A 24,146-nucleotide genomic window follows, 5' to 3' on the forward strand; every position below is an offset into this window, starting at 1 on the left:
GGCGAGTATGGACCTCAATGACGAGGAATTAATCAGGCGGGCCGTCAAAGACGGGGACCAGCGGGCATATGCCCAGCTGGTTCGTCGCTATCAATCTCAGCTGCGATACTCGCTCCGACAGCTGTGTGATGGTGACCAGGGTCTGGCAGACGATATGGCGCAGGAGGCCTTTATTAAGGCCTATAAGGCGTTGCCGGCGTTCAGGGGGGATGCCCGCTTCAGCACCTGGCTGTACCGTATCGCCTATAATCTCGTCATGAGCCACAAGCGTAAGAATATGCCCGATGTGGATCAAGAGGCAGTGGATAGGGCTCAGGCCGATGAGACTATTGAAGAATCTCGGCAGTTAGGGATGGCTAGGGACCTCACTGCCGCGATGGATACCCTGAGTGGCCCGCAACGGCAAGCAATCCATCTGTGTATGCACAGGGGCTTTTCTCACGAGGAGGCGGCAAGTATTATGAAATTGCCGCTTGGTACGGTAAAATCCCATGTCAACCGTGCTCGGGCCAAGCTGCGTAGCTTGCTACAGCCCTGGCGTGAGGAGGTGGTAAATGGTTAACTTTGAACAGCGCAACACGAAAGGTAACGCCTTGAGTGAAATGGCTTTAGAGGGCAACGACCGGGAGTTTGACGCCTGGCTAAGTGAACAGCTCCAGTTCAATGAGCCCCATTTGGATAACGATGGTTTTTGTGACCGCGTGATGGCCGCGCTCCCTGCGCAGCCTAAACGCTCAAAGCGTCGTTCCAGTTATTCTCAGTACATCGCGGTAGCAGCTGCCTTAGGGATCATTGCCTGGCAGTTCCCTTTCAGTGAGGTAGTTGCCGAGATGGCCAAGCAATCCATTAGCTTGTATAGCTTGGTAGGTGTTGGACTTTTATCTTCTTTAGCGGTAATGACCGGTGGCATTTTCGCCGCACGCCGCTAACGAGAGCCTGCCTTTATGGAAGCCCGCGCCTAAATCATGATAGGGCGGGCAGCTTCCTTTTTTACTTTGCAAGCTTTCCTTAAAGTTTTAGTGGGCTCGCTTCATATTAAGAGTGTGTCTGGCCTTCGAGTAGATTTTGTCAGCCTTTGCAGCGAGCGTGCTCTTCAGCCTGGTTGCACATCTCTTTCAGTATGGTTTTCCCCGCCTCTTCATAGCCATTGTTCAGCAGGTATTCTGCTGTCTCAACTGTGGCAGCGATCCCGCTCGAAACTTCTTTGATGGTATATGCGATATGGAGTTTTAATTCGCTAGCTGCGTTTTCAGAGTCGGAAATGGCATGGTGGGCCATCAAGCGTTGCAGGGTATTGGTGGGAATAACTACTTTGAAGCCAAATTTATCTGATAAATTACGGTAGTGATTTGTCAGTCCATCAAACCCACTTACTTTAAGTTCGTAAGTAGGTTCCCACCCTGTAAAGGTGTGTTGAAGGGCAAATTGCATAGAGTGATGTTTAGTCGTTCTGTGGGATTGCTCTGGGAATTTTTGGAAGGTAAAGGTTGCGCCTGGTACATTTGCGAGAGTTTGGCTCAATTCGTCAAATGGGACTTGCATATGATTCCCCTCGTTAGCGATGGTCACGGTCAGCGGGGAAAGCTCTTTGAGTTGTTTAGGTGCTAAATTGGAAACTCGCCCGGTTATATATTTATCCTCTAATGACGGGCTAAAAGCAAAGTACTGTGAAAATGGTGCTTTGTCGTTTAGCCAGTAGTCCAGTACGAAGCGGCCAGAGTTGGAGTGCCCAGACAAAATACTAAAATCTGCAGTTCGATAGTTTTTATTGACATAGGGCACAACTTCGTTCGCTAGGAACTGAGAAAATACTGTCGATTTACCTTGATCCGGGCGCAACTCCTTACCCATTCCCTCTACACCAATCACGATAAAATTGGGCACTTGGCCTTCAAGTAAATCGATAGTAGACAAAGTAGAAAGCATGTCCCACTGAGCATGTAATACGTAGAGCACAGGATATTCTTTGTCATTATCCTTATATTGTTCGGGAAGTTTCACCAAGATGGTTCGGTTTTCACCAAGGAAATCTGATTTGATTTCCGTCTTTTGTGCGAGAATAAAATCTGAAGCATTTGCTATCAGCGAACAAACACTTATCAAGGCTAAAAATAGAACTCTCATTTTCCACTCTCCTTGTTGGTATTATTTTAGGGTGTAACACTAAAGTTCGGGTTAAATTAACCAGCTAAAACTGGCTGAAGAAAGCTGCTTTTGCCTACTTGTCAGGTATTTTCAGTAGAGGGTACTCGTGTCGACGTGCGCCGATATTTGTGCCGGAAGAAGTTAACAATTTATTGTTATATGACTTAAATCTATTTATTGACCCTTTAGATGTCAAGTGCCTTGACTAGGAGATATGCCTTGTTGAGCGGGGGTAAGTCGATGAAGTAGGGCCTGCAGACTTAAAGCTTAGGGCAGGCTGAAGTCAGTCTGCCCTAAGTTTAACAAAATAGTGAATGCTACTTAGTTTCTATATTCTCCAGAAATTGATCGACCACTGAATTGAATTCATCGGGCCTCTCCCAAAACATCATATGCTTTCCCATATAAGCGGTAGTGGCGGAAGGGGTATTAGCTTTGATCCATTTGTTAGCCACTTCCTTAGCTTCATTTCGTACCACATATAGCATGGGAATCTTCCCTTCAAGGCCGATAAGGTCTTTGCTGTAGTCGAGATAAAAACCAGTAGCGTTGGTAATTGCGGCGACGCTGCTAGAGGTTTGATGGGCGATATTAGATACCCAGGCAATATTTTCTGCAGTGGGATTTTCAAGCATCCATTTGACGAACTCTGCAATCACATTTTCGCGATCCTCAATAATCCCCTCAGTGAATGAGCGCGAGTATCCGTCTGAATCATCATTTAGATACCAGACCCACTCGTCCCGGCTGGCCCCAGAAATATCCGGGCCAGTGTCGATCATAATCATGGCTTTTATCTTGTCAGTGCCGAACTGGTTGAGATAGGCCAGTTGCTCGGTCACTCCATAGGACCAACCCGCGAGAATCACGCTATCAAGCCCCAGCTTGTCAATCAGTGCAGCTAAGTCTCGAGCGTGTTGCTGATAAGTATGGCCCTCAACAGGCTTGGATGACATGCCCTGGCCGCGGGGATCATAAGCTAGTGCGCGATACTGGGTGGAGTCCTTGAAATGGGCAAGTTGATGCTCGAAAACCTTTGTAGACATCATCCAGCCGGGAATAAAGATGATTGTCGTATCGCCATTACCCGCTTGTTCGTAGTGGATAGTGAGAGAGTTGTCGATCTTGATTCTCTCTGCTGCCACATAAGTAGAAAAAATAGACAGGATGCTAAATAAAATTACCAGATGAAGAGTCTTCATGACGTAAATTAACCCAATAAAATTTCTATAACGTTATCAGAGGAAGTTCGTAGGCGAAGGGGCTTCGGCTACCAATATTCGCTTATGCCCACATTGTACCGTGGAATTACTGCTATTAGTTGTTACTGCAATATTGCCGGCCATATAAGTTGCACAAACGTCCGTTTTATAGGGTTGATTGCTTAAAGCCAAAGCAGGTGGGAGCTTACGGTAGTTGGTTATGATTTTTCCCGTTTGGGTTGGTATAAAAATCTATATTGGGTGTGGTTGCTCGGTATTTATCCAGAATTATCATAATGAAGAATAAAGGAATAAGTGACAGTACTGAGAAGTGTAGTGCAATGAATTTGGTCTCCTCTTGTATGGGCGTGGAGGAAAATATAATTACTTCGATAATAAATAAGAAAATAAATAAAAAACATTTATTGAAATCTGAAATTGAGTCAAATATTTTGGGACCCAATATCCAATGCTTCCAGGATTTGTGCGCAATAGCATCTAGTAAGTAATAGAGACCGCAGGTAAAGCTAACCAATGTTGTAAGCAGTAGTTCAAATACCCAGGCGGGAGGCTTGCCTGGAGCGGGAGGCCAAGCATTCGTAACTCCAAATTCTGTAAAAGAGAGGATGGCAAAGAGACCGGTCGCCAGTAGTACAACTGGAAATCGAAATACTAAAATTACCATACAGATTGCAGCAAAGGTCTCGAATAGTCTCTGGGTTGGCATAAAGATCTCGGCGTGATCCGCTACCCAGGCCAAGGCTCCTCGATACCAATACGGTGTATTCCCGTATTCGACATAGGAGTTAATGAGACCTCGGTACCCTTCTACAGTAAACCAATTTAATAGCCTATCCTCAAAAACCTGAAAGACTAACATTACCCCGATGGTGAAGGTAAAAAGATCAATCCAGCGCCCTACTATTGAAGTTGAATCCTGTTTGGGGGGGGTATTTCGATACTTGTCTAAATACTTTGAAGCTATTGATAAAATGGCAATGGTAATGCTGGATAGGGCGCTTACAGTGAATACGTAATCGCCACCATTGCGTGACATAGTAAAGACCCCAAATAAGAGAGCAGATGCTACAACAATCGCACAACCCCAGGTTAATAGGCTTACTCTCGGTGCTATTACCGCGCCTAAAAGCCGAGAACGAAAATTGTATTGAGAGTCTTTATGGAGCTTGTAAATGCTAACTGCCAAGATTAAGGCAAATAACGCAGGTGACAAAAACTCGAAGTACCAGCTGTTTTCTCCCATGTAAGTCAACCCCCACAGCAAGATAAAGCCGAAAAACATGAGTGTCGCGCCCAAAACAATAAAAACACGCAATATCAAGAGGGTCCCAGCAAGCAATAGTGCCAGGTGGAGTGTATAGGTCACAAAAGCTGAGTAGGGGATAAGGTAGCTGACCAGTGATTTGACAAGTGAAGGTGTGCCCTTAGTCTGTACAAGCTGATGTAATAAACTTGCGAAGACATCCGGTGCCATTTGCCCATTAAAAAAGCGCATGATAACTAACTGAATACAGGCTGCGCCTAAGAGGAGGCTGATAATGGCTAGCCAAGTAGTTTGAGATGTGGCGCTTCTTGCTTGCTCAGTACTTAAGTGTAGGCTGGATATAAGCATGTATCTTATCCGAGGCCCTTTAAGATTGATTGCCTTATTAGTGATTATGGCAAATTAGGTAAATAACTTACAAATTTTCGCCGTGTTGACGCTGTTGTAACTACAAGGCTGGCTACAGCCAACCTTGTAATCGATGAGTTGATAAGAAAGTTCCAAAGCGACATTTGGTGACAGCTTTAATTATGAGTTTCTCCACTCAGCAGCCAGGTCAATTGCTTGCTGTAAGATTGGCCACTCCAACAGACTTTGCTGGTATTTGGTAGCTTTCTCGCTTAATGAGATATTATAAACATATAGTCTATAAGCGAGTATTGCGTAAAATGCGTCTACAGCCCCAGCAGAATCGAACATGAAGGGCAGTTTTGCTTTCGAGAAGATATCTTCAATTCTTTTTAACTCAGTCTGAATTCCAGAGTTAATATCCGGAGAGGAGTTGCTTTTATCTAAAGTGAAAGGACAGTTGCTTCTTAAAGCGATGAAGCCGGAGTGAAGCTCAGCACATAGGCTTCTTGATTGTGCTCGCTCAGTATTTGATGAAGGGTACAAGATGCCTTTGGAGAGCTCATTAAAATACTCAGCGATTGCCAGTGAATCATGAATGTAAGTATCTTCAAGCAACAATACAGGTACAAGTCCAGCTTGGGAATATTTAAGTACTTCGCTTTTATAGTTAAGGCTGGAAAGGTCTATGGCTTTGATCTCAAGGTCAAGGCCTGCGATTTGGGCGCATATCCAGACTCTTAAGGACCAGGTGGAATCAGTGCCTGTGATTAATTTCAAAACATGTACTCCTTTTTGGTGTTGCTGGAGAAAGTGGCAGGGTATTCAAGAGTATCCGAGAAGCTATATGTTGCCTCTCTTCCCGATATTTAGAATAGAGATATACAGTATTTAGTGTTTAAGCATTATACTGAGACTTTCATGCTGACTGAAAACTTAAGGGTGAATTTAGAGGTAGCATTAATTAGTCAGGTAGATTTTTCAGTAGTTCAATAATGTTAGATTTTTCATCTGTTTTTCTCATAAAATACCGGGGGTATACCTTGTTTAAGTCTGGACCTCTCAGCAGAAAAATAAATTCTTCGCCTAATGATGACCCTTGGATATTGCCGAGTTGATAGTGCCACATTTCCCAAAGTTCTACGTAAAATTCCGGGGGGACATGATCAAGGTTGCTTTTAATTACACCATTTGGCATCAATTTAACATGGAGCCTAATCTTATTCCCTGATAAAGGGCTGGTTCTCCCATCTGGATTAAAGGTGATTTCTCCACTTGAGGTGATCATATCTACCTTTTGAACCAGAACATGTAGAACGTGATCGGTGCTTTCTAGAAGCTGTTCCAGTGTTGCAGGCTCTATAGCTGTTCCATTTGCACAGCTAGAAAATAGTAAAAAGAAAATCAGCTATTTCATGAGTATTATCTATTTTTGTAGGTTATACCAGGCACAACATTGATTGCCTAGGGTGGAACTTTTTAATAGCTGTTTTCGTCAGTAATGTTAGTATTTCTGTCTGCTTTCGATGGTTTTACTATTCTAGTCAGAATATGGAGAGTCAGTTCACAGACCACTACTTACTTGTGCCTTATTACTCAGCCGTAGTTCAATAATGGCCAATCACACCATTGCTTACAAGGAGGTATCTCTATATTTTGGTGTTAAATACTTTTTGAATCGAATTTCGGTATTTGCTAAATTTTAGCTGGCCCACTAGTTGCTAATAGGGTCTTACTATGTGTCCGTATGGGTTGATAATTATTCTGGCTTATTCTGTTTAAGGGTCTGAGGTGTGGTTTTTTTAAAATTAATTTTCATAAATGTTTATTTTAACATATTTAAAGGTGGGCGACTTCCTTTAATGCGGCTGCTATTTTCCACAAAATGTGGGCGTCTATAGGAGGAGAGAGTGAGAAACTGCTGCGAACCTGAACAATCAAGCCCGCTTGCTCCAGTGAATCACTCAAATGGTTTCAAACGTTTTGTAAGGTGCTTGCGGATATCTTTCATCGACTTTTCCGCAGTCTTGTGCCCCGCATTTATAGCAATTAGAAAGATTATGTCATGCTTGGGCATGATACGCACATCAGTAAACCAATATCCATTACTGCCAGTATGTGCAAGAAGTGATAACTCAGAGTCGTACACTGCGCCCCACCCGAGAGCGTAATTACCTGTCACCGGTGAATGTAACTTGCGATAGGTTTCAGTCTTTAGCAATTTACCGCGACCATGTACGCCATTGAGCTGATCTTCTACAAAAAGAGTCCAATCCTGGAGTGATATATTGATAGTTCCTGCGGGACCCATTACTTGTGGGTTATCACTATTTTTGTCGGCAGGGTCTAGCGGGATGAGCTTCCCCAGCCAGGATTTTTTGTGGCCACGAGGCTGATCTAATGTGGTCGAAGAGCCGGGAGCTGCAAAACCCGCATTCTTGATACCAAGTGGAGCAAAGATCTGCTCCTTGATGAGATCTTCCCAGCTCTTGTCTGTTCGAGCTTCGGCGATAGCCCCAGCAATGATAAAGCCGAGATTGGAATATTCAGCTGAGCCAGCCTTGGAGCTGGGAGGTATAGTGAGGTAATGGCGTGCGACTGCCATGCGTTGCGCTCGAATATTGTGTTCCGGCTCGATTACTTTCATTAATGTAGGAAGCTCATACCAGCTGGATAAAGAGGGTAGGCCGGCAGTGTGACTGAGCAATTGTGTGATCGTAATATTACGGTAAGCGGGGTCTATATCTTTTGCAAAAGAGGGAAATGAGTCAGCTAGTGTATCCTCAAATTGTAATATACCCTGCTCGACTAAGCGCGCTACCATTGTTGCTGTAATCGCTTTGGTGTTAGAACCTATGTGCCAGCGATCATTAATAGTTACTATTTCATTATGGCCCTGTGCGCGAACTCCGTCTACCGCCATGGCAGCGATTTCGCCATCGATTTGAACTAGTACACCGACTGCTGGAAGGTTGTTGCTATCTCGGGCATTAGTAAGTATTTGTTCGAGAAACTCTTGTAACGAATCGTCGGCATGTGCGATAAAGGGTGACGTTAGAAGTGTGACTGCCAGGAGAATCCTTGGTAGAGTTTTATTAAATCCTATATACATTTTAATAAGCCCGAATAAATATTTAAAGCAAGTGCTGGATCTGTGTTTATACAGATATTTTATGTCGATTGGTATACTCTGAGGCTTCGATGTAATGAAGGGTTTTGGTACATTGTTGCCAAGTGATTGTTTTAAATATTGTTCATAATTATTTTCAGGTAAGTGCTAGAGAAGGGTGTTTTGTCAGGTCTTTCTGCTCGAAGAATTATAGATTATAACAGCCACCAGATCATCGTATTGATCTGAACATCCTTTGTTCAATTTCAAGTCAACTTTGATATCCCTTAGTAATGATATTTCCTTTCTTTAGGGCGTTGACTGGAATATATGCTAACGGTATTTTCTCAATAATCTTTCTTTTGGAATTTGATTCTTTAGTATATGCGACCTAGGAAGGCTATATTTATTATCTATTAGAAATGGCGTCATTGTGAGAGAAGCCCGTCAGCAATTTTATGTAGGTGGTGATTGCTGACGGAAAATGAAAATTTGGATTATGGCTGAGTTTATAATCTGGGATCAGATGCATGTTAAACATTACAAAAGCAAGAGCTTTTGGGATTTCTAGATAGCAAGATTTCGAGCTCGAAAAATTCTGTCGCGAGGAACAAACTGAATGTGTAGGTCTCGAGAAACATTCGGTGCACTGATATGGGAATAATCTCCGGTAGCTGTAAATTTATACATTTGTAAGTTCCGTCCGGCAATATACCTTCCCAATCCCCAGTAACCCTGATAGTTAATGGCTTGATCATCGGGGATTTGGTTTGAAAGAGTGCTTATAGTACGAGCAACACGTCGGCCTCCAATCATGTTTCTCCCCATTCTTAACCCTGTGACATGCGCAGAACCTATAGGGATTATTCCTCCTGGGCGTCCGCCTATGTTAAAGTGGTGAATAATTCTTCTTGCTATTCCCTTTTGACGTTTTTCTGAAGATTTCCACTCTCCATTTCCTCTCCATGAATCCACACAGGCTATATCCCAACTTTTCCGAGAAGCTATATTGATTAATAGCGCTGATGTTTCAGTGTCAGTTACGCCACCCGCGAAATAGTCTTTTATCCTATTGGGGTAAGCGGAGAGAGTTCCTGCAGCTTTTATTTCATGCGGTGCTTCGACGAACAATGAGTGAGGCTGATCGCTATTATCAGCTACAGCTTCAGCTGCAAAGGAGAAACCGTGAGGTACATCATTGTGCGGCTCTTGGACAATCACTAGCCCTCCGGCTTGCAATGTGGCGCGAGCACGAGCCTTTGCGTCTTGCAGGGTTATATTGTTTACTGGCATTTTATATCTCCATCTTGCTATAGAACGACTGGTTTAGCGTCGAATGTGCTCGGTGTATTTCTCGTCGAGTAGTACCTTTTTATTTGGCTTGGACACAACTGCAAAAGCAGGAGTTATCATGTTTCGGTTTTCGTAAAGCATGTATTGCTAATCAAGTTACTCTTCATGAAAGTTAGGTTCAAGAAATAAATGCAACACCTTTCCAAATTTTGTCTTAGTTTGTGAGTTATTTCTTTCGGGGGTGTTTATTGCCCTGGGGTTTGTGTCCTTTGTGAGGTAGGTTCCCTTTTAATGTCCTGTAGTGTAGTTTTTATTAATATTGGCAATCTTGGAGATGGTCGTATCGAGTATGATTTCTAGGATAGATTTTTTGGTCTTTTAAGTCGGTTCTTCTGTGATAGATATTTTGGGCTAATTGTGTTTTTTCTGGTTTTCTATTGGTTATTTTCTATAGGGATAGCTTTTGTAAAAAAAAGTAATCTACAGATAGAAAATCTTCTACATGTGCAAAGAATGAAGGGGTAGTGTGATCACATTATCTAATACTGCATCCCCTTACGGCACTCCGAGCTAAAAAGTTTAATTTTTTTTGCGACTTATTTGTAACCACATTTTTGGTCAAAAGTCTTGAGGTTCTTGAAATGGCTTTGTTGGATCTATAAATTGAGGAGGTGCTAATTCTCGGTGGGGTAGAAGAGAATAGATTTTAATCTGGGTTGATCTAGTGATGTAGAGAGCTACAAGATGAAATAGAGTTGCCAGTTTGGCCGATAAGTAACAAAAATAAGCTGCCCGGAGGCAGCACATTAATATATCTAGTTGCTAAGTCCTAATTCCCGCTCAATCTGAGCCTTTCTCCAAACTGAGTAACTGGCTGGTATCTTTGCCTCTTTGGTGCCATCGGCAAGGATGGCGCGGCCGAGGTTTGGCCAGCATAGTACGGCCAATACCCTGGGCGCGATTACTTGGAAGACTTTGGGTGGCCCCATTAGGGATTTGAGTCTCTGTATTAATGGTAGCCAGGATGCTGGGACTACCTGTTCTGCGATCATCCATGAGGCCTGAGGATCACTACCCAGTTGCTTTGCCAGGGATTCGTAGCGCAATGTAGCGGCTCTTAGTGAGGCTTGGGGTGGTGCGAGTATGACGGCACGGGCCCTTCTCTCTGCACAGAGTAGGCAAATCTCTTTGGGGAGACCGCTACTTTCTGCAAGCTCTTGGTTGAGTGCCCATCCACCGGCTTTGATATCGCATTGGCAGATAGAGCAGTTATATTTCGGGTTTTCAGGGGTGAATACAGAACTAACTTTTTGGGGGCGTTCGCCATTTTTCCAGATGAGAGAGTGTCTTTTAAAAAGATTGCTGGCAAAGTATCGGGTATAGGTCAGCCAGTCGATATTGGTCACATTGCCGAAACGGTCTTTGTGTACAACATCGGGAATATTGTGGCTGTAAAGGTGACGTAAGCAGTGAGGGCATGGCTTTAGTTGATCCTGGGGAAATGCCTTTCGCGCTTCGCTATAGTCACTGCTTATCCAAACCGGACCCTTATAGTTATTCACTATTGGGCACTTGGGGTAAATATGAACTTGACCAAAAGAGTCCGGGTTTTGTTCCAGGCCAAATAAAAAAACCGGTATACCCCGGTAGCGCCAAGCCACAGGTACGCTGTCCAGATCACTTGAATCGAGTTGCATTCCAGTACGGATGGCTTTGGCTAAGCTGTTTCGATCAGGCATTTCAGACAAGCGCTGTGCTAACGGACGTTTGCCGGCTGAGAATGAATCACCATCGTTAATGACATAAGGTACTGATAGTGCTTGTGTGGCGCTTGGGAATGCTGTGATAGCCTGACGGTTTTGAATGGGTTGAAATTTTGTGAGGTTCACAGAGCTTCCTCAAGGATTTGCAGGATATGGCTCTCAGAGTCTCTAACTACCCTGAATGCTACCCGGCGAGAACGATCTGGATCTTCTACCCCATTTTTATCCAAGACTGGGCGAGCTGAGGAGTAACCGACAGCTGCTACCTTGGCCCGTACCAGGACGGCTTGCTGCGAAGGCAGTAATGAATGGGCATATTGCATTACGGCTCGGGAGCGCTGTTGGGAAAGTCGTAGGTTGTGGAAATAACCAGCTTCCGGTGCGGATTGATCTCCCCATTCAGAACTTGTGTGCCCTTCGATTTGGATTGCGGCAATGGAATCCATATAGGGCGTGAGCGCTTCGATGTAGCGAGGTACAAAGGAGGACATAATCTCGCGGGCATTGTCGCTCAGGGTAAAATCACCGGTTTTAAATAAGGCATCACTGTTATTAAAGGAGATGGCCAGGGTTTGCTTATCCAGAGACGCTCCCCAACGAGTTAAGTCGTGGGCAAATTCCTGTTGCAGAGTTTGATAGATGGCCAACTGGGTGTCCCGGTAAGACTCTGCGAGTTCGCGGATCTTGGCGCGTTCGTCGATAAGGGAGCGCATTACAAAGACGGCAATACAGAGAAATACCATCATCAGGCCAGCCATCATGTCCGATAGGCTAATCCATTGACTATCGCTGGACTCACTACTGGCTTGCGTGCTTTCAAACATGCGCCTCTCCAGTGACTCTCTGAGCTTGCGCATCGATTCTCTTCATTTGCTGGATGAGCTGACGGAAGTCTCTGGAGAATTCACCGCTTAACGTGCCAAGGGCATCGCCCATCGCTGCCATAACACTCTCTACTTCATCGCGCAGACGTTCATCCAGAAGTTCATATTGACGCTTGATGCTGACATCGGCATTACTAAGATCGCGAGTAATCACTTGTGACAATTCGGTAATCATCTGGTTGTGAGTTTTGGCGATCAGCTGAGCTAGCTCGGCCATGGATTCCCGGTGACTGGTAGCCTGCTCGTGAATTGCTTTAGAGAAGTGGTTGGGGTCCATACTGGTAACCACATCGGCTAGGGCTACGACCCTACTGGTTCTTTGGTCGAATACTTCCGCCTGGGTCCTACTCAGGGAGATCAGGTTGGAAACCTGGGCCCCCAGTTGCTGTTGAGCTTGGTCAATTCCTCGGGTGAGCGCTTCAAACTTGGGCGCAATATCGGGGATCGATTGCTGTAGAACTTCAATAGAAGCTTGTTGCTCATTCAGCATGATTGATATCTGCTCTGCGTGATTGCGCTGCTGCTCTACCAGGGTGGGAATCACGTTGAAAATTTCTGGCAGCTCAGTAATACGCTGGTGTAACAGCAGAAGGTTTTCTTGAGCACCATTAATTTCATTGAGAAGAGTTGCAGTTTGGTCGCGGTAAATAGTTGCGAGTTCTGCGTGCTGCTGATGCTGATCTATTAGGGCCTGCAGGGCAGGGGATACGGCCTCTAATTGCTGGGTAAACTGCTGTAGGTTCTCACCCATCTGGGCATTCAGGCCGCTATTAAACTTTTCTACAACCGCAGTGAGTGACTGTAGGACTTCATCACTAATCTGTCGCTGGAATTTTGCCAGATCTTCGCGCTGACCATTAATAGCCTGCAATATGTCATCTGCTGTCGCTTTAGGGGCTTGTTCTTTAGTGAATATTTGAAAAATAGTTCGCAATATCAGGGACAGGAAGAGTCCCAAGATACTGGTCATAAAGGCGGTTTCCAGACCTTGCATCAGTTCTGAAATTGAGGTGTCAATATCGTTTAGATCAAATCCATAGATACCGATAATGATACCGATAAAAGTACCTAAAATACCGAGGGCAGTCAGTAGTGACGGCGTTTCCTTTACAAAGCGGGGAAACTTGCCTAAAGGGTAGAGGATTATGGCTATAGCACCAATGGCAAGCATGACCATAAGAAAGGTGTCGGTAACCTGTTCCGCAGACAACTTGGTTAACCAGTGATAGAAAAACTGGGTCATTATTTATCCTTTACAACTTTTTGCATTGTTATTTCGTGATAAAAAGGTCCGTTGGGTATTCGCCCGGTTCCCTGGCTGAGTACTTTCATCTCTGGTAGAGATTTCACAACATCGGTGATAGTGCGGAGCTGGGGCTGCTTACTACCCGAAGCGTGAATATAGGTTCCAACCTGGCCCGACTTTTGAATTTCAAATACACCACAGTTGACGGGAAGCTTGTTTTGTTTGAATAGCAAAAAGTGCATCACGCCACCATCACTGAGATATTGATGCAGGGCTTTAGTGATCAATTGTATTTGCTCGGTGGAAAAGAAATTGAGAAGGTCCCAGAGGAGGATGCAATTGAGATCCTTTGGTAGGGTTGCCTGTCGCAACGCGGCCTGAACGGCTTCTTCAAATGGCACTTTTCTGCTGATTTGCCAAGCGAGCGATGAGTAAAAATCAGAAATAAACAGTTCGCCCACCTCCCTTTGGAGGTGTTCCATATTTCTCCCAGCCTTTTGCCCAATATCCAGAACTTTGCTGACCGGTGAGCGCTTGACGTGAGTCAGGGCGGTGTCGAGAGCGGTTAGCGAAATATTAGTAAGGCGGTTTTTTTGGAAAGCGGATACCGCTGCTGATGATCCACTGGCCATCACTGAAGTTGGCGATTTTACATTGCCATACTCAAACATTAATTCGATAAGGTCTTTACGCATCCCCTCTCTTTGTAGCAGGGAAGAGCGCAGGGAGAAGTTGCCCATAGTCTTCATTAAATTCAGGGATGAGTACCTATAGGTGGGCAGTGGTTCTTCCAGGTGGAGCGGTTCTGTATTGAAGGTAAAGCCAGAAAGGCGCTTAAAATCCGCGGGCCCCTTGGGCATAGGGCCGGTGTACAGCATTGTATGGAAAATGGTACGCGGCTTTAAGTGGGGTCGGATTTCCTCAATGAGCTTGGTAATAAGCTCAGGCTCCATAAAGTTGAATAGATCCCAGCAGAGCACCACATCAAGCTTGATTCGTTGGGGCTTTTTGGTGAGATATTCAGAAAGCTTAACGGCCCTGACTTCTTTATCGAGGGCAGAAGTATCCAATAGCAGACTGCGTAAATCTTCGATAAATGTCTGGCAGGAGCGCTCCAATAAAGGCTGTGTGGTGCCAAACGAAAGGCATCCCAAATCTAAAACTTTACTACCTGGTTGAATGACTTCATCCACCAAAGCAGCAATACCAAATGAATGATGCTGCAACATATTTCCCACACCAAAACTAAAGCCCCGGCATTAGCCGGGGCCCATATTGAGGATTAACTAAGAAGGTTTCCTAGCTTTCCTCAGCTTCTTCTTCGGTCTCTTTAGTGCCGAAGAGGTAGTCGCTGGTGTCGGACAGGCGAGAGGAATCGCTCGTGCTTGTGGTGCTGGAGGAGTAGGTAGAGCTGCCGCGAGTACGGGCTGCGGGCTTCTCTTCTGCTGCGGGCAGGTCTGGGTGTACCAGACGATCAGAGAACTCCTTGTGGCGCTCTTTCATTTCGGAATCGGTATCAACCATATCCATGGAGCCACGGAATTTACCGCCGTCGTCCAGCTTGATTCTCGGTGCAATCAGATTGCCATTAACTTGTGCGGTGTTGCGGATTTCGATCAACTCATCGGCAAGGGCATCGCCATCCAAGGTGCCTTCTACAACAATATTTTTTGCGTGGATATTGGCAGTAACTGCACCGCCAGTGCCAACAGAAAGATTGTGACCAACCATGATCACGGTACCATCAACAGTACCTTCCACGTGCAGATCTTCGGTGCCGATCAGCTCGCCACGAAAGTTAATACCTTCACCCAGCACTGACTTGGAGCCTGAGCCCGAAAGAGATGATTGCTGCTCAACAGCGCTCATGCCTGCTAAAAATGGTGTGGAGTCATTGCTTTTGTCAGTGCTCATAGAAATAAGTCTCTCTGTTTAGAAAAGTCAGCTGTTGCGTCGATTGCACCGATAACCGTGGTTACAGGGTTGTCGATACGTTGGGTTTTTGTTAAATCGGAAAATCAAAATTTTCAAAAGTGATAAGGCACTTCTAATGGCGGGTACGGATTATTTTGATACTGAATAAAACCTATCAAAACAAACGGCCCTACATTTATGTCAAATTTTTTTCTTTGCTGTGAGTGTTTTACTAAAAAAGAAAATTAGACTATCAGTGCTTTTGGTCACCTAAAATATCCCTGTCTCTGCCTTTTCCCTATTGTGCACATACCTTAAGAACGACTTCCTTTGTCCTTTTACAGTTTTCGTCTCTCTCGTAGAGTTGCAATGCCCGTTTTCTCGTGCTTGCATCAAGGTGAAGAAGAGGCTCTTCTGACCTTAAGCTACGATCGATTTTTGCGATTGCTGTTGATATCGCTATATTCTCGCTATTTACTTCAGGCTCGGCCTGTAAGTAAATATTTACTTCCTTTTGTGGAGGGCATACTTCTAATTGTCTGCTGATGGGTATCGAGCCTGTTGGCACAAAACAATATATGATTGGAATACTACCTACAGCGAGCTTACCAGCGTTTTCGGTCTGGCAATCAATCAAGCTGACCTCGACTTGAATGCGCTGAATTTAGCACGGATTGCATGCTAAAAGTGTGACTTGTAGCACCTTTTGGTCGTGATGATCGTCGTTTCCTGTTTTTTAATCCGATAATGATTTACGGCTTAAAATATTGTTGCAATATGCGATGTATTCCTATGTAAAGAATTGTTTATGTTGGCATTTGGGTTAATGTCTGAGCCTCGCATTCTTGCGCTTTCAAAATTCTATCCTAAATGTAAGTGTGCATTTATTTGCAATGACTATTGGGTGTCTTCAGGAAGGCTGTTTTCACAGGGTGGAGCTGCAGGCAGTTTTTGCTAGGATTTATATCACTCACCGCATACCTCTCAGTCCCACCCACAAAAAGGTAGGCCCAAGAGATATTTTTGGTGGCGTTGGTAGGGGTGCCAGCCTTGCTGGGCTGGCTAAATTTCAGGGGTAATTTGGATTTTAAACGGAGTTCCGTTTGAAGTTTTAAACTCTACCTCTGCAGCTTGGTTGAACCCTGTCACCAGAATGGGACTTGCTATCTGCTTATAACCACTAGAAGCCCCAAATTCATATATTTTTGTCTGCAATCGAATTTGGTTTTCAGAAACTTGTTCGGCAGACACCTCGAACCTAAGTGTGTTTTCGATTTGGATTTCGCTTTCATCTCCTTCGTTATTGAGGAGGTGGACGGAGGTCAGGTTCTCGTTTCTGGTGCTGGCATCTACCTTAAGCATTATTGGAGAAGCTGACGATAAGGATGTATACAAGAGCAAAGTCGTACCTAGGGAGCCTCTGAATAACTCCATAATGCCTCTGCGGGTCTTGAAGGCTGCAGATGTTAGGCGCAGCTCGCCGCGAATGGCCTAGTCCTTTGCAAGAGCGGCAACGCAGCAGCTGTGGCCTTCAAGGCCCGCCCTTCGGGGCTTGCAGAGCGATTCACACTCCGCGTTGCGGCTTCTTGAAAGGTCTAGACATTCCTGCGAAGCCGCGCCTTGATTGTGAACCGCTCTGCATGCCAGAGGTATCACGGAGTTATTCAGAGGCTCCCTAGGGCCAATATTGCGGTGAAATATTTTCTGCCCTGCTTGGCCATCGATATTTTTGGGTTTTCCTGAAGGATTATATCTATGGGCTTCAGTGAAAATGCTGAAGATATTGCTTTTATTGAATCTTGAGAGGCATTTCCACTTTTTTCTATCCGTTGAATGGTTCTAAGGCTTAATGATGCAACATCGGCTAGTTGTTGTTGACTCCAAGCCCTAGTTGTTCTCAGTTTAATAATTTTCTTTGAGTTAACTTTCACTTCCATACTTCTGTCCTCTGAAAATTGAGCTCCATTTTCAGGGGGGCAGTCCTTATTGGTTACGATATTCTTGCGACACCTGTCTGACAGCTATATGACTTTGTCCAAACAATAGGCTATCTGTGCAAATTGCGGTCAATGGTGGGCGTGTTTGAAGGTTAGGTGATTCACTGATGTACTACAAGGGGCGCACAATCTTTAACTATTGCCCTGAATTCATATTCTGGGTCGGGAAGACATCTATAGGCTCTAAGTTCTCACTTTGAGATAAGTAAAAAGCTAGGGAGTTGAGTCAGGTTGTAACTGGAGGTTCGGATAGTAGCTTTTTGGGGGGGAAGGTTACCACTAAGCAAAGCCAAAGAGCTTTCAATGAGAATATGTAGCAAGATGACTTATGGAGCTTCTGAACAATTCCGTAATATCTCTGTGAGCCAGAAGCATCACGGATTTATTTAGAGGCTCCTTATATAAATTTAACTCTCCAAGCCATTAAATCTTAATACTACCGTGAAGATAATCTATAGCGCCTCCCTTGAGAGAGACTCTGTTACTATGCAGTTCGCAGTGAATTAGTCCAGTCCGCTTGGAGAGTTGCTTAGCTAAAAGTACATCCTTTTTAAATTGTTGGCTCCAATATGGTGCCAGTTGACAGTGCGCTGACCCTGTCACAGGATCTTCGTTTACCCTTAATTTTGGATAGAAGCATCGGCTAACGAAATCAATATCGTTACTTGCCCCAGGAGCGGTAATGACAACTCCTCGTTTATCCAGCTGGGAGAGTTTTATAAAATTTGGATTTACAGATTTTAGATCGGTTTCGCTACCCAACACAGCTATATAATCATATGCACACAGAACTTCTTGCGGAGTGATGCCGAGGCCATCAATAAGAGCACCAGGTGCTTCTGTGGATACCGGAATGCTAGCCGGAAAGTCCATGCTATAGACAACTCCCGATCTCTGGACTAACAGTGGGCCGCTTTTTGTATCAAACTGGATGGTTTGGCCTGAGTATCTTAAATGAGTAAATAGAACGTGGGCAGCTGCGAGTGTGGCGTGGCCACATAAATCTACTTCTGCCTCAGGAGTAAACCATCTCAGAGAAAAGGAATCTTCATTTTTAACAAAGAATGCGGTTTCAGAGAGATTGTTTTCCTCAGCTATCTTTTGCAGCGTATCATCCGCAAGCCAGTTATCAAGAGGGCATACAGCAGCGGGATTACCTTCAAATACCTCGGAGGCAAAGGCATCTACTTGATAAATTGCTAGTTCCATTAGTTTTTTCCTTGAGTAATAGATGCTATTTTGGGGCAGTATAAAATTATTGTGATAGTTGGCTTGTTTGTGCCAGTTTGTTTTTTGGTATACAAACTAACTAACGGCTGAGGGAAGCCAGGATGCTCATACCATCAGTGCTCCATGGGACGGGTCTTCAAAGTCTACAGAAATATAGCGAACTATTTACAGGCTCTCTAGTTGCGCAAAGCGACGTTCGTAATAAATCAAGCCGTTGGATATGCGCATAATCTCAAGAAGGTCTCCAGAAGAAAATCCAACAACAATCTTAATAGGTGCTTCTTCACTGTATTGGAGAAGCTGTTCGTTTTTGCAGAGTTCTCGCGCTAAGAGGGATGTATAGCATAAGCTGAAACCAATGTATCCGTCTCTATTTAGGTGTTTCGGCTTGTTAGCTCCTTTACACAAGGCTGCAATATTTCTCAAATATCTCGAGCCCAAATCAGATTTTGAATATACCCAATCCTCTCTGCTTTTAAATAGTTGAGGAAGTAGAGTTAAGCTGATATCCGGGAATTCCCGGCCGATACTATCTCTGAATTCACGCAGCTCGAAATATAGGACTGAAGGAGGAAGCGAGTCCCCAGCAGCTACCAGTTCTGTATCGAACCATGTTTGGGCTAGGTCAAGTTCATCCGTTCCTAGCATAGTGGGCAGCTTTAGCCATGCCAAATTGGGGGTTCGGCCATCAGCCCAAAAAGAAAGGTTTTCAAGGCCGTCTTGGATGGATTCGTTTTTTTCCAGCGTATCGAAAATCACTTCATAGTATTCAGCTATAGACAAACCCCGAACTCCTGTCATATCTCATTTTTGCTTAGTATATCGATCAAGCAAGCCAGTGGGGACGTTTTTGGCTTTTCCTTCTGATTCAGCAGTATGTGCGCTGGGGCGCAATCTAAAACAACCATCCCGTTCGAAATGAAATTCCAACAAAAGCAAAGAGAACGGACAGTACTGTAACTGGGATAATATGGTATGCCAGTGCAGTGAGATTTTTTTCAGAAAGATTTGGAATGATTCGCAGCCTTGCGTCAATTGCCAGTAAGAAAGTGCATGCCAAAAGAATCAGTTTGAAGGATATCAGGCGAGAAATTGGATTGGAGAAGTTGAACCACTGCGATAAGTCAGGCAGTAGGGTATATGAGAGATATAGCCCGGAGAGTATTTGAATGAGCAGGGCGGGGATGCCAATCTTTTCGTAGCTGCTTTCAAACCGGGAAAGAAAAGCTACATCCTTATCCCGTAAAACTTTGGGTAGTATTGTGCAGGCAAGTATCAGATGCCCACCGGTCCAAATTGTTGCACCTAGAAGGTGAAAAAAAAGTACTACGTTGTACATCCTGTCCCCCAGACAAATCCTTGTTGGGGGACTATAGCGCTAAAATCTACGGGTGTCTGCTGCCAAATAGGGGTAGAAAGTAGCGTTGTCTACTCCCTGGGTTCCGGCCGGGACCAAATCCAGTAGGCGCCGCAGCTGATGCCGCCAATGGTAAAGCAAAGAAGGTAAATATTACTGATATGAAGGATGGCAAAAGCTAGGGATATAGCCATTGTCAGGCTGGCCAGTAACTTGGTTCTGCGGCTTACATAACCACTGCGCCAAGTCCGCAATAGATGCCCAAAGAGATGGTGTTCTTCAATCCATTGGTGCAGGCGCTGGGAGCTGCGTGATGCGGCCCAGGCACCGAGGACAATAAATACAGCCGACGGCAGGCCAGGAAGAATGGCTCCGATAATGCCAAGGGCGATGAAAAAGCAAGCAGCGGCGCCCCACAGCCAGCGCATCCAGCCCTTTGCCAACGGCGGGGTGTAGGACATTACGCTGTCTTCAGTGGATTCTTTCATTCGGTACCTCTACCTTCTAGCTTATTGCAGTAGTTGTGCATCAAAAGTAACAATATTTGTCCGCTTGGTCTGCTTGCTCATAAGCAGTTTGCCCAGCACCTAGTCAATAGAGTCAGCAGGCCGATAGGTCGCTAGTGCAGGGTAACGGATTATGTGGATCATTTCCTCTGTCCAGGGAGGTGACTTTCTTGTTTATGTGAAGTCAGGTCTCCCAGTTCTGAGAAAGCAATTTATTTTGGTTAACGAATAAAAAATTCGACCGGAACGGCCATTGTCAGAGGATCACCGGGTACCTCTTCCGGTGGTCTAGGCAGTGGTTCTGCCCTGCGCACCAAGGCCACGACTTCTCGGTCGAGAGACGATATGCCACTGGCTCGATGCAACTCAACCTTCAGCACTTTGCCTTTTCTGTCCATCGTGAATTGTACCCAGGGAATACCTTGTTGGCGCCGTATTTGGGCGCTACGGGGGTAGCGTTTTCTCCGTTCGAGGTGGGCCTGTAATTGGTTCTGCCAGGTTAATCTGGCTTGTGATTCCCTCTGGTTCAAGGCGCCCACTTCCGGTGCCGCAGCTTGCTCTGCTTCTGCTACATCTGCCGCGAGAGGGGCTGATGTTTCTTCAACAACAGTTTCTCCAGTAGCCTCTCCACTGGAGTCTTGTTGCTGTGCGATTTCCTTCTCTTCCGCTGGCTCAGGGGTCTCTTCCTTTTCCTCCGTGGGGGGCTCCTCTTCGGGCTTCTCAATGGCAATTTCCGAGGGGGCTTCTGGCAAAATAACAGGCTCTGACTGCGCAGAGGTTTTTTGTGGCTCGTTGCTCTGCTGGTTTGCGGGAGAGGATTCCTGTTGTTGAGGACCTACCGGTAGCGACGTGGGTGGCGCCACTGGAGCGGCTACCATACTGACTTCAAATACCTGTGGTGCTGCAGCAGGCGGCAGCGCCAGTTCGGATTTGGGCTGCCATAAAAAATAGACGGCAATAAGTCCGTGAAGGGCTAGGGCGCAGCAAAAGGCGCAGAGCGATAGAAAAAATCGCGGACGCTTCGCAGATTTTACCTTCGGGCCGGCCAAGAGGCTCATTGGTTTACGGTCGCCGGTTTATCCAGACCTACCAGAGCGATTTTCTGGTATCCGGCACTGGCAAGGCGGTTCATCAGGTCCATCAAATCCCCATATTCCACTTTGCTGTCGGCACGCAGCAGGATTTGCTGTTCTGTGCCAATTTCATTTGCCTGGAGTTCAGCAACCAAGTTCTCCCGCACAATAACTTTGTCCTCACCGAGAGTCAGGGTGAGGTCCTTTTGTAGGGTGAGATATTTCGGATCTTCTGCCTGGGGTTGTTGTGGAGCTGTCGCCGAGGGTAGATTGACGGGCACGCTTACAGTGGCCAACGGAGCCGCAACCATAAAAATAATTAGCAATACCAGCATCACATCGATAAAAGGTGTGACATTGATATCGTGCTGTTCTGGCAGTTCTTCGCTATTGCTGCTGTTGAGATTGAATGCCATTAGTTGACGCCCTGAACCTGCGGTACTGCGCGCTTTTTGTTCGCGCTAACCAGTTCGGCGAGCGGGCGCGCATTTGGATGGTGGCGATCCAGGTCCCGACTAATCAGTACCATTAAGGCGGTGACATTATCGGCCAATACCGCGCGATAATTGCCGATAGCCCGGGAAAAGTAGTTGTAGATCACTACCGCCGGAATCGCAGCAACCAGGCCGATCGCAGTTGCCAGCAGGGCTTCCGCAATACCTGGAGCCACTACGGCCAGGTTTGTGGTTTGGGTTTTTGCGATACCGATGAAACTGTTCATGATGCCCCAAACAGTTCCAAATAGACCGACAAAGGGGGCGACGGAACCGATGGTTGCCAGAATTCCGGTGCCACGGTTCATGTCGGTAGCGAGAGAAGCCTGGACTCTTTCCAGGCGAGCCAGAACACGTTCTTTTAAGCCGTCATCTGACACTGGGCCACCTGAAGATAAGTCGAGTTCGTGGCGACTCGCTTCTACCAATAACAGGGCACCGCCGGTTTGGCCTGAAAGCTTTGATTCGGCATTGGCGAACGTCTTGCTTTGGATCAGGGTTGCCAATAATTGTTTGGCCTTGCGACGTGTTATTACCAGCTGCAAGGTTTTAAAAAACCAAATCGCCCAGGTTAAAACAGAGGCCAAGAGTAGGCCGATCATTACGCTTTTAACGACGATATCCGCGGCGTGATACATTCCCATGGGAGATAAATCGTGTGCGCTGAAAGCGGTATCTCCAATGTTGGAGGTTGCAGTCGAGGTAGAGTTGTCTTGATTTTCTTGCAACCCCACGGAGGTTTCCACATCTCCCTCGAGAACTATTTCTGTATTGCTTTGTTCGCTTGAGTTGGAATTATTTTCCTGCGCTAAAGCCGGCAATGGGCCCAATGTGCTGCCTAGCAGGCACAATAAAATTACAGTCCAGATTTTCATTACCGACTCCTGGCTTCAGGTGAAAAATAAATTAGGGTGTAGCGGGCGCTAATAATTGTTCGACATTTTGTCGTGCAAAAGCAAAGGCTTGTTTGGCCCCATTGAGGGCTATTTCTTTTTGCTCTTGGTTGAGTGCAAGAGCATCTAACGCAGTTTTGAATTGGCGCCAGTGTAACCCGCGACCGTCTTCATGTCCTGCCAAGTGGCGTGCGCCGAACTCTTCTGATAAATCCAGATGTTTGCGCGCGTACTTGAGAAGGAATGCCGCTCCTAAGTTGGAGCCTTCAACTACGTAGAGCCAGCCCAGTGCAGAGTGGAAATCAGTAATTGTGACTTCTGCTGCGGCTTGTTGATCAGCTTTTAAATCGCTCTCGGGCATTTCGAAATCAGAACAGTCCTGGAGGACTGCTTCAGAGCGGTCTCTCTCTTTCAGGCCGGGCAAAAAATTATTTAATTCGTCACTTTGAAACCAATCAGACACCGCTTGATGCAGTCGCGACTGCGTGCGAACAAACAGTGCATATCGCTCGCGATTGGAAAATGGTGACAGGGACATAATGCGTTTATCTAGACTCTCGTGGGTCGTATTAGTGCCTTCTTTCAGCCAAGCGGAAAAGGTGGGCTCTGTCGGTTCAACGGATTGGCATTCTGCTGGATTGCTCACGGGATTTTTCCAAAACAAATTAAACAATAACCGCCCGGTTATTCCGGTGGCTTTGTAATGGGTGACGGACCAAATTCAAATTAACCCATCCCGTTGATCAATATTTTTTGAAAAATTCACCGGGTTATTCCAAATTGATATAACATTCTCAGCTCAGCTACTTTAAATGAGAATAGATATCATTTACAGTCCCCGCCCTCAAAAGATTACAGCGCAAGGTCTGAGTTTTGGCCCCGGAAACCCCTTCAGCCCCAGGATTTGATGAGCTTTACCAAGAGCACCACGAGTGGCTTGTCCGTTGGATAGCGCGCCGAACTTCCGGTGTTGATAATGCCCAGGATTTAGCTCAGGACACTTTTATTCGTCTGCTGGATAGGCCGAGCCTGCCTGCGGGAATTCGAAGTCCGAGGGCCTGGTTAACCAAAGTGGCCGGGAACCTGCTGATCGACCAAGCCCGTCGCCAAGTGCTGGAGAAAAATTATTTAGCGCTGCTGGAAAATTTGCCGGAACCGGAATGTCCCTCCCCAGAAGATAAGTGGGAGCTATTGGGGCTTTTGGAGCAAATTGATCAATTGCTCAGTGGTCTGCGCCCGATAGAGAAAACGGTATTTCTAATGGCGAGACTAGACGGCTTAACATACCGCCAGGTGGCTGAGCAGCAGGGGCTGAGCCTTTCCTCAGTAGAGAAATATATCGCAAAAGCCATGCTCAAGTGCTATGCCGCTGCGTACGATAACGAATAATTTTCTATGGACTTGGAA

The 24,146-nt window shown here is 45.7% G+C and carries 24 protein-coding genes; 3 read left to right on the top strand and 21 right to left on the bottom strand.

The window, feature by feature from the left end; genetic code table 11:
* The first annotated feature begins 7 nt into the window (after positions 1–7).
* On the top strand, positions 8–562 hold the full coding sequence (locus ACJJI5_RS09425) for an RNA polymerase sigma factor (protein WP_413665211.1): 555 nt from the start codon (positions 8–10) through the stop codon (positions 560–562).
* The gene (locus ACJJI5_RS09430) at positions 555–929 is read left to right on the top strand and encodes a hypothetical protein (protein ID WP_282933382.1); all 375 of its coding nucleotides are present in this window, start codon (positions 555–557) and stop codon (positions 927–929) included. The genes ACJJI5_RS09425 and ACJJI5_RS09430 overlap by 8 nt, the downstream gene beginning before the upstream one ends.
* Before the next feature lie 139 nt (positions 930–1,068).
* Here the strand turns inward: ACJJI5_RS09430 and ACJJI5_RS09435 are convergent, their stop codons facing one another.
* From ACJJI5_RS09435 to ACJJI5_RS09535, 21 genes are all read right to left on the bottom strand, one after another.
* A complete protein-coding gene (locus ACJJI5_RS09435) occupies positions 1,069–2,124 on the bottom strand; it encodes an alpha/beta hydrolase (RefSeq protein WP_444896739.1) in 1,056 nt (351 codons plus the stop codon).
* Between the two features lie 338 nt (positions 2,125–2,462).
* Positions 2,463–3,347: an alpha/beta fold hydrolase gene (locus ACJJI5_RS09440; protein ID WP_445356094.1), complete on the bottom strand. Its 885-nt coding sequence runs from the start codon at positions 3,345–3,347 to the stop codon at positions 2,463–2,465.
* 205 nt (positions 3,348–3,552) lie between these two features.
* On the bottom strand, positions 3,553–4,980 hold the full coding sequence (locus ACJJI5_RS09445; RefSeq protein WP_445356095.1) for an alpha-amylase family protein: 1,428 nt from the start codon (positions 4,978–4,980) through the stop codon (positions 3,553–3,555).
* Positions 4,981–5,160: 180 nt separating this feature from the next.
* Positions 5,161–5,760: a glutathione S-transferase N-terminal domain-containing protein gene (locus ACJJI5_RS09450; protein ID WP_445356096.1), complete on the bottom strand. Its 600-nt coding sequence runs from the start codon at positions 5,758–5,760 to the stop codon at positions 5,161–5,163.
* 184 nt (positions 5,761–5,944) lie between these two features.
* Positions 5,945–6,268 (bottom strand): hypothetical protein, encoded by a 324-nt coding sequence (locus ACJJI5_RS09455; RefSeq protein ID WP_445356097.1) that lies wholly within the window; start codon positions 6,266–6,268, stop codon positions 5,945–5,947.
* 672 nt (positions 6,269–6,940) lie between these two features.
* Entirely contained in the window at positions 6,941–8,092 is a 1,152-nt protein-coding gene (locus ACJJI5_RS09460) for a serine hydrolase domain-containing protein (RefSeq protein WP_445356098.1), read from the bottom strand.
* A 564-nt stretch (positions 8,093–8,656) separates the two neighbouring features.
* The gene (locus ACJJI5_RS09465) at positions 8,657–9,382 is read right to left on the bottom strand and encodes a hypothetical protein (RefSeq protein WP_445356099.1); all 726 of its coding nucleotides are present in this window, start codon (positions 9,380–9,382) and stop codon (positions 8,657–8,659) included.
* Between the two features lie 815 nt (positions 9,383–10,197).
* The gene (locus ACJJI5_RS09470; protein ID WP_445356100.1) at positions 10,198–11,271 is read right to left on the bottom strand and encodes a hypothetical protein; all 1,074 of its coding nucleotides are present in this window, start codon (positions 11,269–11,271) and stop codon (positions 10,198–10,200) included.
* Positions 11,268–11,969: an OmpA/MotB family protein gene (locus ACJJI5_RS09475; protein ID WP_413665220.1), complete on the bottom strand. Its 702-nt coding sequence runs from the start codon at positions 11,967–11,969 to the stop codon at positions 11,268–11,270. Before ACJJI5_RS09475 ends, ACJJI5_RS09470 begins: the two co-directional genes overlap by 4 nt.
* Positions 11,962–13,272 carry a MotA/TolQ/ExbB proton channel family protein gene (locus ACJJI5_RS09480; RefSeq protein WP_445356101.1) on the bottom strand — a complete coding sequence of 437 codons (1,311 nt, stop codon included), beginning with the start codon at positions 13,270–13,272 and terminating at the stop codon, positions 11,962–11,964. Before ACJJI5_RS09480 ends, ACJJI5_RS09475 begins: the two co-directional genes overlap by 8 nt.
* The gene (locus ACJJI5_RS09485) at positions 13,272–14,504 is read right to left on the bottom strand and encodes a class I SAM-dependent methyltransferase (RefSeq protein WP_445356102.1); all 1,233 of its coding nucleotides are present in this window, start codon (positions 14,502–14,504) and stop codon (positions 13,272–13,274) included. The genes ACJJI5_RS09480 and ACJJI5_RS09485 overlap by 1 nt, the downstream gene beginning before the upstream one ends.
* Before the next feature lie 70 nt (positions 14,505–14,574).
* Positions 14,575–15,189: a bactofilin family protein gene (locus ACJJI5_RS09490; protein ID WP_413665223.1), complete on the bottom strand. Its 615-nt coding sequence runs from the start codon at positions 15,187–15,189 to the stop codon at positions 14,575–14,577.
* A gap of 1,062 nt (positions 15,190–16,251) precedes the next feature.
* Entirely contained in the window at positions 16,252–16,551 is a 300-nt protein-coding gene (locus tag ACJJI5_RS09495; RefSeq protein WP_445356103.1) for a hypothetical protein, read from the bottom strand.
* Positions 16,552–16,853: 302 nt separating this feature from the next.
* Complete coding sequence (locus ACJJI5_RS09500; protein WP_445356104.1) at positions 16,854–17,126, bottom strand: helix-turn-helix transcriptional regulator; 273 nt, start codon at positions 17,124–17,126, stop codon at positions 16,854–16,856.
* A 483-nt stretch (positions 17,127–17,609) separates the two neighbouring features.
* Positions 17,610–18,395 carry a PhzF family protein gene (locus ACJJI5_RS09505; protein ID WP_444905716.1) on the bottom strand — a complete coding sequence of 262 codons (786 nt, stop codon included), beginning with the start codon at positions 18,393–18,395 and terminating at the stop codon, positions 17,610–17,612.
* A 186-nt stretch (positions 18,396–18,581) separates the two neighbouring features.
* Positions 18,582–19,199 carry a hypothetical protein gene (locus ACJJI5_RS09510; protein WP_445356105.1) on the bottom strand — a complete coding sequence of 206 codons (618 nt, stop codon included), beginning with the start codon at positions 19,197–19,199 and terminating at the stop codon, positions 18,582–18,584.
* Positions 19,200–19,844: 645 nt separating this feature from the next.
* Positions 19,845–20,261 (bottom strand): YbaN family protein, encoded by a 417-nt coding sequence (locus ACJJI5_RS09515; protein WP_108732723.1) that lies wholly within the window; start codon positions 20,259–20,261, stop codon positions 19,845–19,847.
* 239 nt (positions 20,262–20,500) lie between these two features.
* Positions 20,501–21,337 carry an energy transducer TonB gene (locus ACJJI5_RS09520; RefSeq protein WP_445356106.1) on the bottom strand — a complete coding sequence of 279 codons (837 nt, stop codon included), beginning with the start codon at positions 21,335–21,337 and terminating at the stop codon, positions 20,501–20,503.
* Positions 21,334–21,768, bottom strand: a complete 435-nt coding sequence (gene exbD / locus ACJJI5_RS09525; RefSeq protein WP_445356107.1) for a TonB system transport protein ExbD — start codon at positions 21,766–21,768, stop codon at positions 21,334–21,336. Before exbD ends, ACJJI5_RS09520 begins: the two co-directional genes overlap by 4 nt.
* Positions 21,768–22,721 (bottom strand): tonB-system energizer ExbB, encoded by a 954-nt coding sequence (gene exbB, locus ACJJI5_RS09530; protein WP_445356108.1) that lies wholly within the window; start codon positions 22,719–22,721, stop codon positions 21,768–21,770. The genes exbD and exbB overlap by 1 nt, the downstream gene beginning before the upstream one ends.
* A 31-nt stretch (positions 22,722–22,752) precedes the next feature.
* Positions 22,753–23,385: a biliverdin-producing heme oxygenase gene (locus tag ACJJI5_RS09535; RefSeq protein ID WP_445356109.1), complete on the bottom strand. Its 633-nt coding sequence runs from the start codon at positions 23,383–23,385 to the stop codon at positions 22,753–22,755.
* 227 nt (positions 23,386–23,612) lie between these two features.
* On the opposite strand from ACJJI5_RS09535, the gene ACJJI5_RS09540 reads away from it, so the two are divergent.
* Entirely contained in the window at positions 23,613–24,128 is a 516-nt protein-coding gene (locus ACJJI5_RS09540) for a sigma-70 family RNA polymerase sigma factor (protein ID WP_444896753.1), read from the top strand.
* The last annotated feature ends 18 nt before the right edge of the window (positions 24,129–24,146 follow it).

The sequence above is a fragment of the Microbulbifer maximicatervae (SeqCode) genome (assembly GCF_052467955.1).

What these genes read in the sequence shown, in the direction of transcription:
- exbD (WP_445356107.1), bottom strand. Translation starts at nt 21,768, where the DNA reads ATGGCATTCAATCTCAACAGCAGCAATAGCGAAGAACTGCCAGAACAG.
- ACJJI5_RS09515 (WP_108732723.1), bottom strand. Translation starts at nt 20,261, where the DNA reads ATGAAAGAATCCACTGAAGACAGCGTAATGTCCTACACCCCGCCGTTG.
- ACJJI5_RS09505 (WP_444905716.1), bottom strand. Translation starts at nt 18,395, where the DNA reads ATGGAACTAGCAATTTATCAAGTAGATGCCTTTGCCTCCGAGGTATTT.
- ACJJI5_RS09455 (WP_445356097.1), bottom strand. Translation starts at nt 6,268, where the DNA reads ATGATCACCTCAAGTGGAGAAATCACCTTTAATCCAGATGGGAGAACC.
- exbB (WP_445356108.1), bottom strand. Translation starts at nt 22,721, where the DNA reads ATGAAAATCTGGACTGTAATTTTATTGTGCCTGCTAGGCAGCACATTG.
- ACJJI5_RS09485 (WP_445356102.1), bottom strand. Translation starts at nt 14,504, where the DNA reads ATGTTGCAGCATCATTCATTTGGTATTGCTGCTTTGGTGGATGAAGTC.
- ACJJI5_RS09490 (WP_413665223.1), bottom strand. Translation starts at nt 15,189, where the DNA reads ATGAGCACTGACAAAAGCAATGACTCCACACCATTTTTAGCAGGCATG.
- ACJJI5_RS09445 (WP_445356095.1), bottom strand. Translation starts at nt 4,980, where the DNA reads ATGCTTATATCCAGCCTACACTTAAGTACTGAGCAAGCAAGAAGCGCC.
- ACJJI5_RS09425 (WP_413665211.1), top strand. Translation starts at nt 8, where the DNA reads ATGGACCTCAATGACGAGGAATTAATCAGGCGGGCCGTCAAAGACGGG.
- ACJJI5_RS09480 (WP_445356101.1), bottom strand. Translation starts at nt 13,272, where the DNA reads ATGACCCAGTTTTTCTATCACTGGTTAACCAAGTTGTCTGCGGAACAG.
- ACJJI5_RS09495 (WP_445356103.1), bottom strand. Translation starts at nt 16,551, where the DNA reads ATGCTTAAGGTAGATGCCAGCACCAGAAACGAGAACCTGACCTCCGTC.
- ACJJI5_RS09520 (WP_445356106.1), bottom strand. Translation starts at nt 21,337, where the DNA reads ATGAGCCTCTTGGCCGGCCCGAAGGTAAAATCTGCGAAGCGTCCGCGA.
- ACJJI5_RS09435 (WP_444896739.1), bottom strand. Translation starts at nt 2,124, where the DNA reads ATGAGAGTTCTATTTTTAGCCTTGATAAGTGTTTGTTCGCTGATAGCA.
- ACJJI5_RS09465 (WP_445356099.1), bottom strand. Translation starts at nt 9,382, where the DNA reads ATGCCAGTAAACAATATAACCCTGCAAGACGCAAAGGCTCGTGCTCGC.
- ACJJI5_RS09500 (WP_445356104.1), bottom strand. Translation starts at nt 17,126, where the DNA reads ATGGAAGTGAAAGTTAACTCAAAGAAAATTATTAAACTGAGAACAACT.
- ACJJI5_RS09460 (WP_445356098.1), bottom strand. Translation starts at nt 8,092, where the DNA reads ATGTATATAGGATTTAATAAAACTCTACCAAGGATTCTCCTGGCAGTC.
- ACJJI5_RS09430 (WP_282933382.1), top strand. Translation starts at nt 555, where the DNA reads ATGGTTAACTTTGAACAGCGCAACACGAAAGGTAACGCCTTGAGTGAA.
- ACJJI5_RS09440 (WP_445356094.1), bottom strand. Translation starts at nt 3,347, where the DNA reads ATGAAGACTCTTCATCTGGTAATTTTATTTAGCATCCTGTCTATTTTT.
- ACJJI5_RS09475 (WP_413665220.1), bottom strand. Translation starts at nt 11,969, where the DNA reads ATGTTTGAAAGCACGCAAGCCAGTAGTGAGTCCAGCGATAGTCAATGG.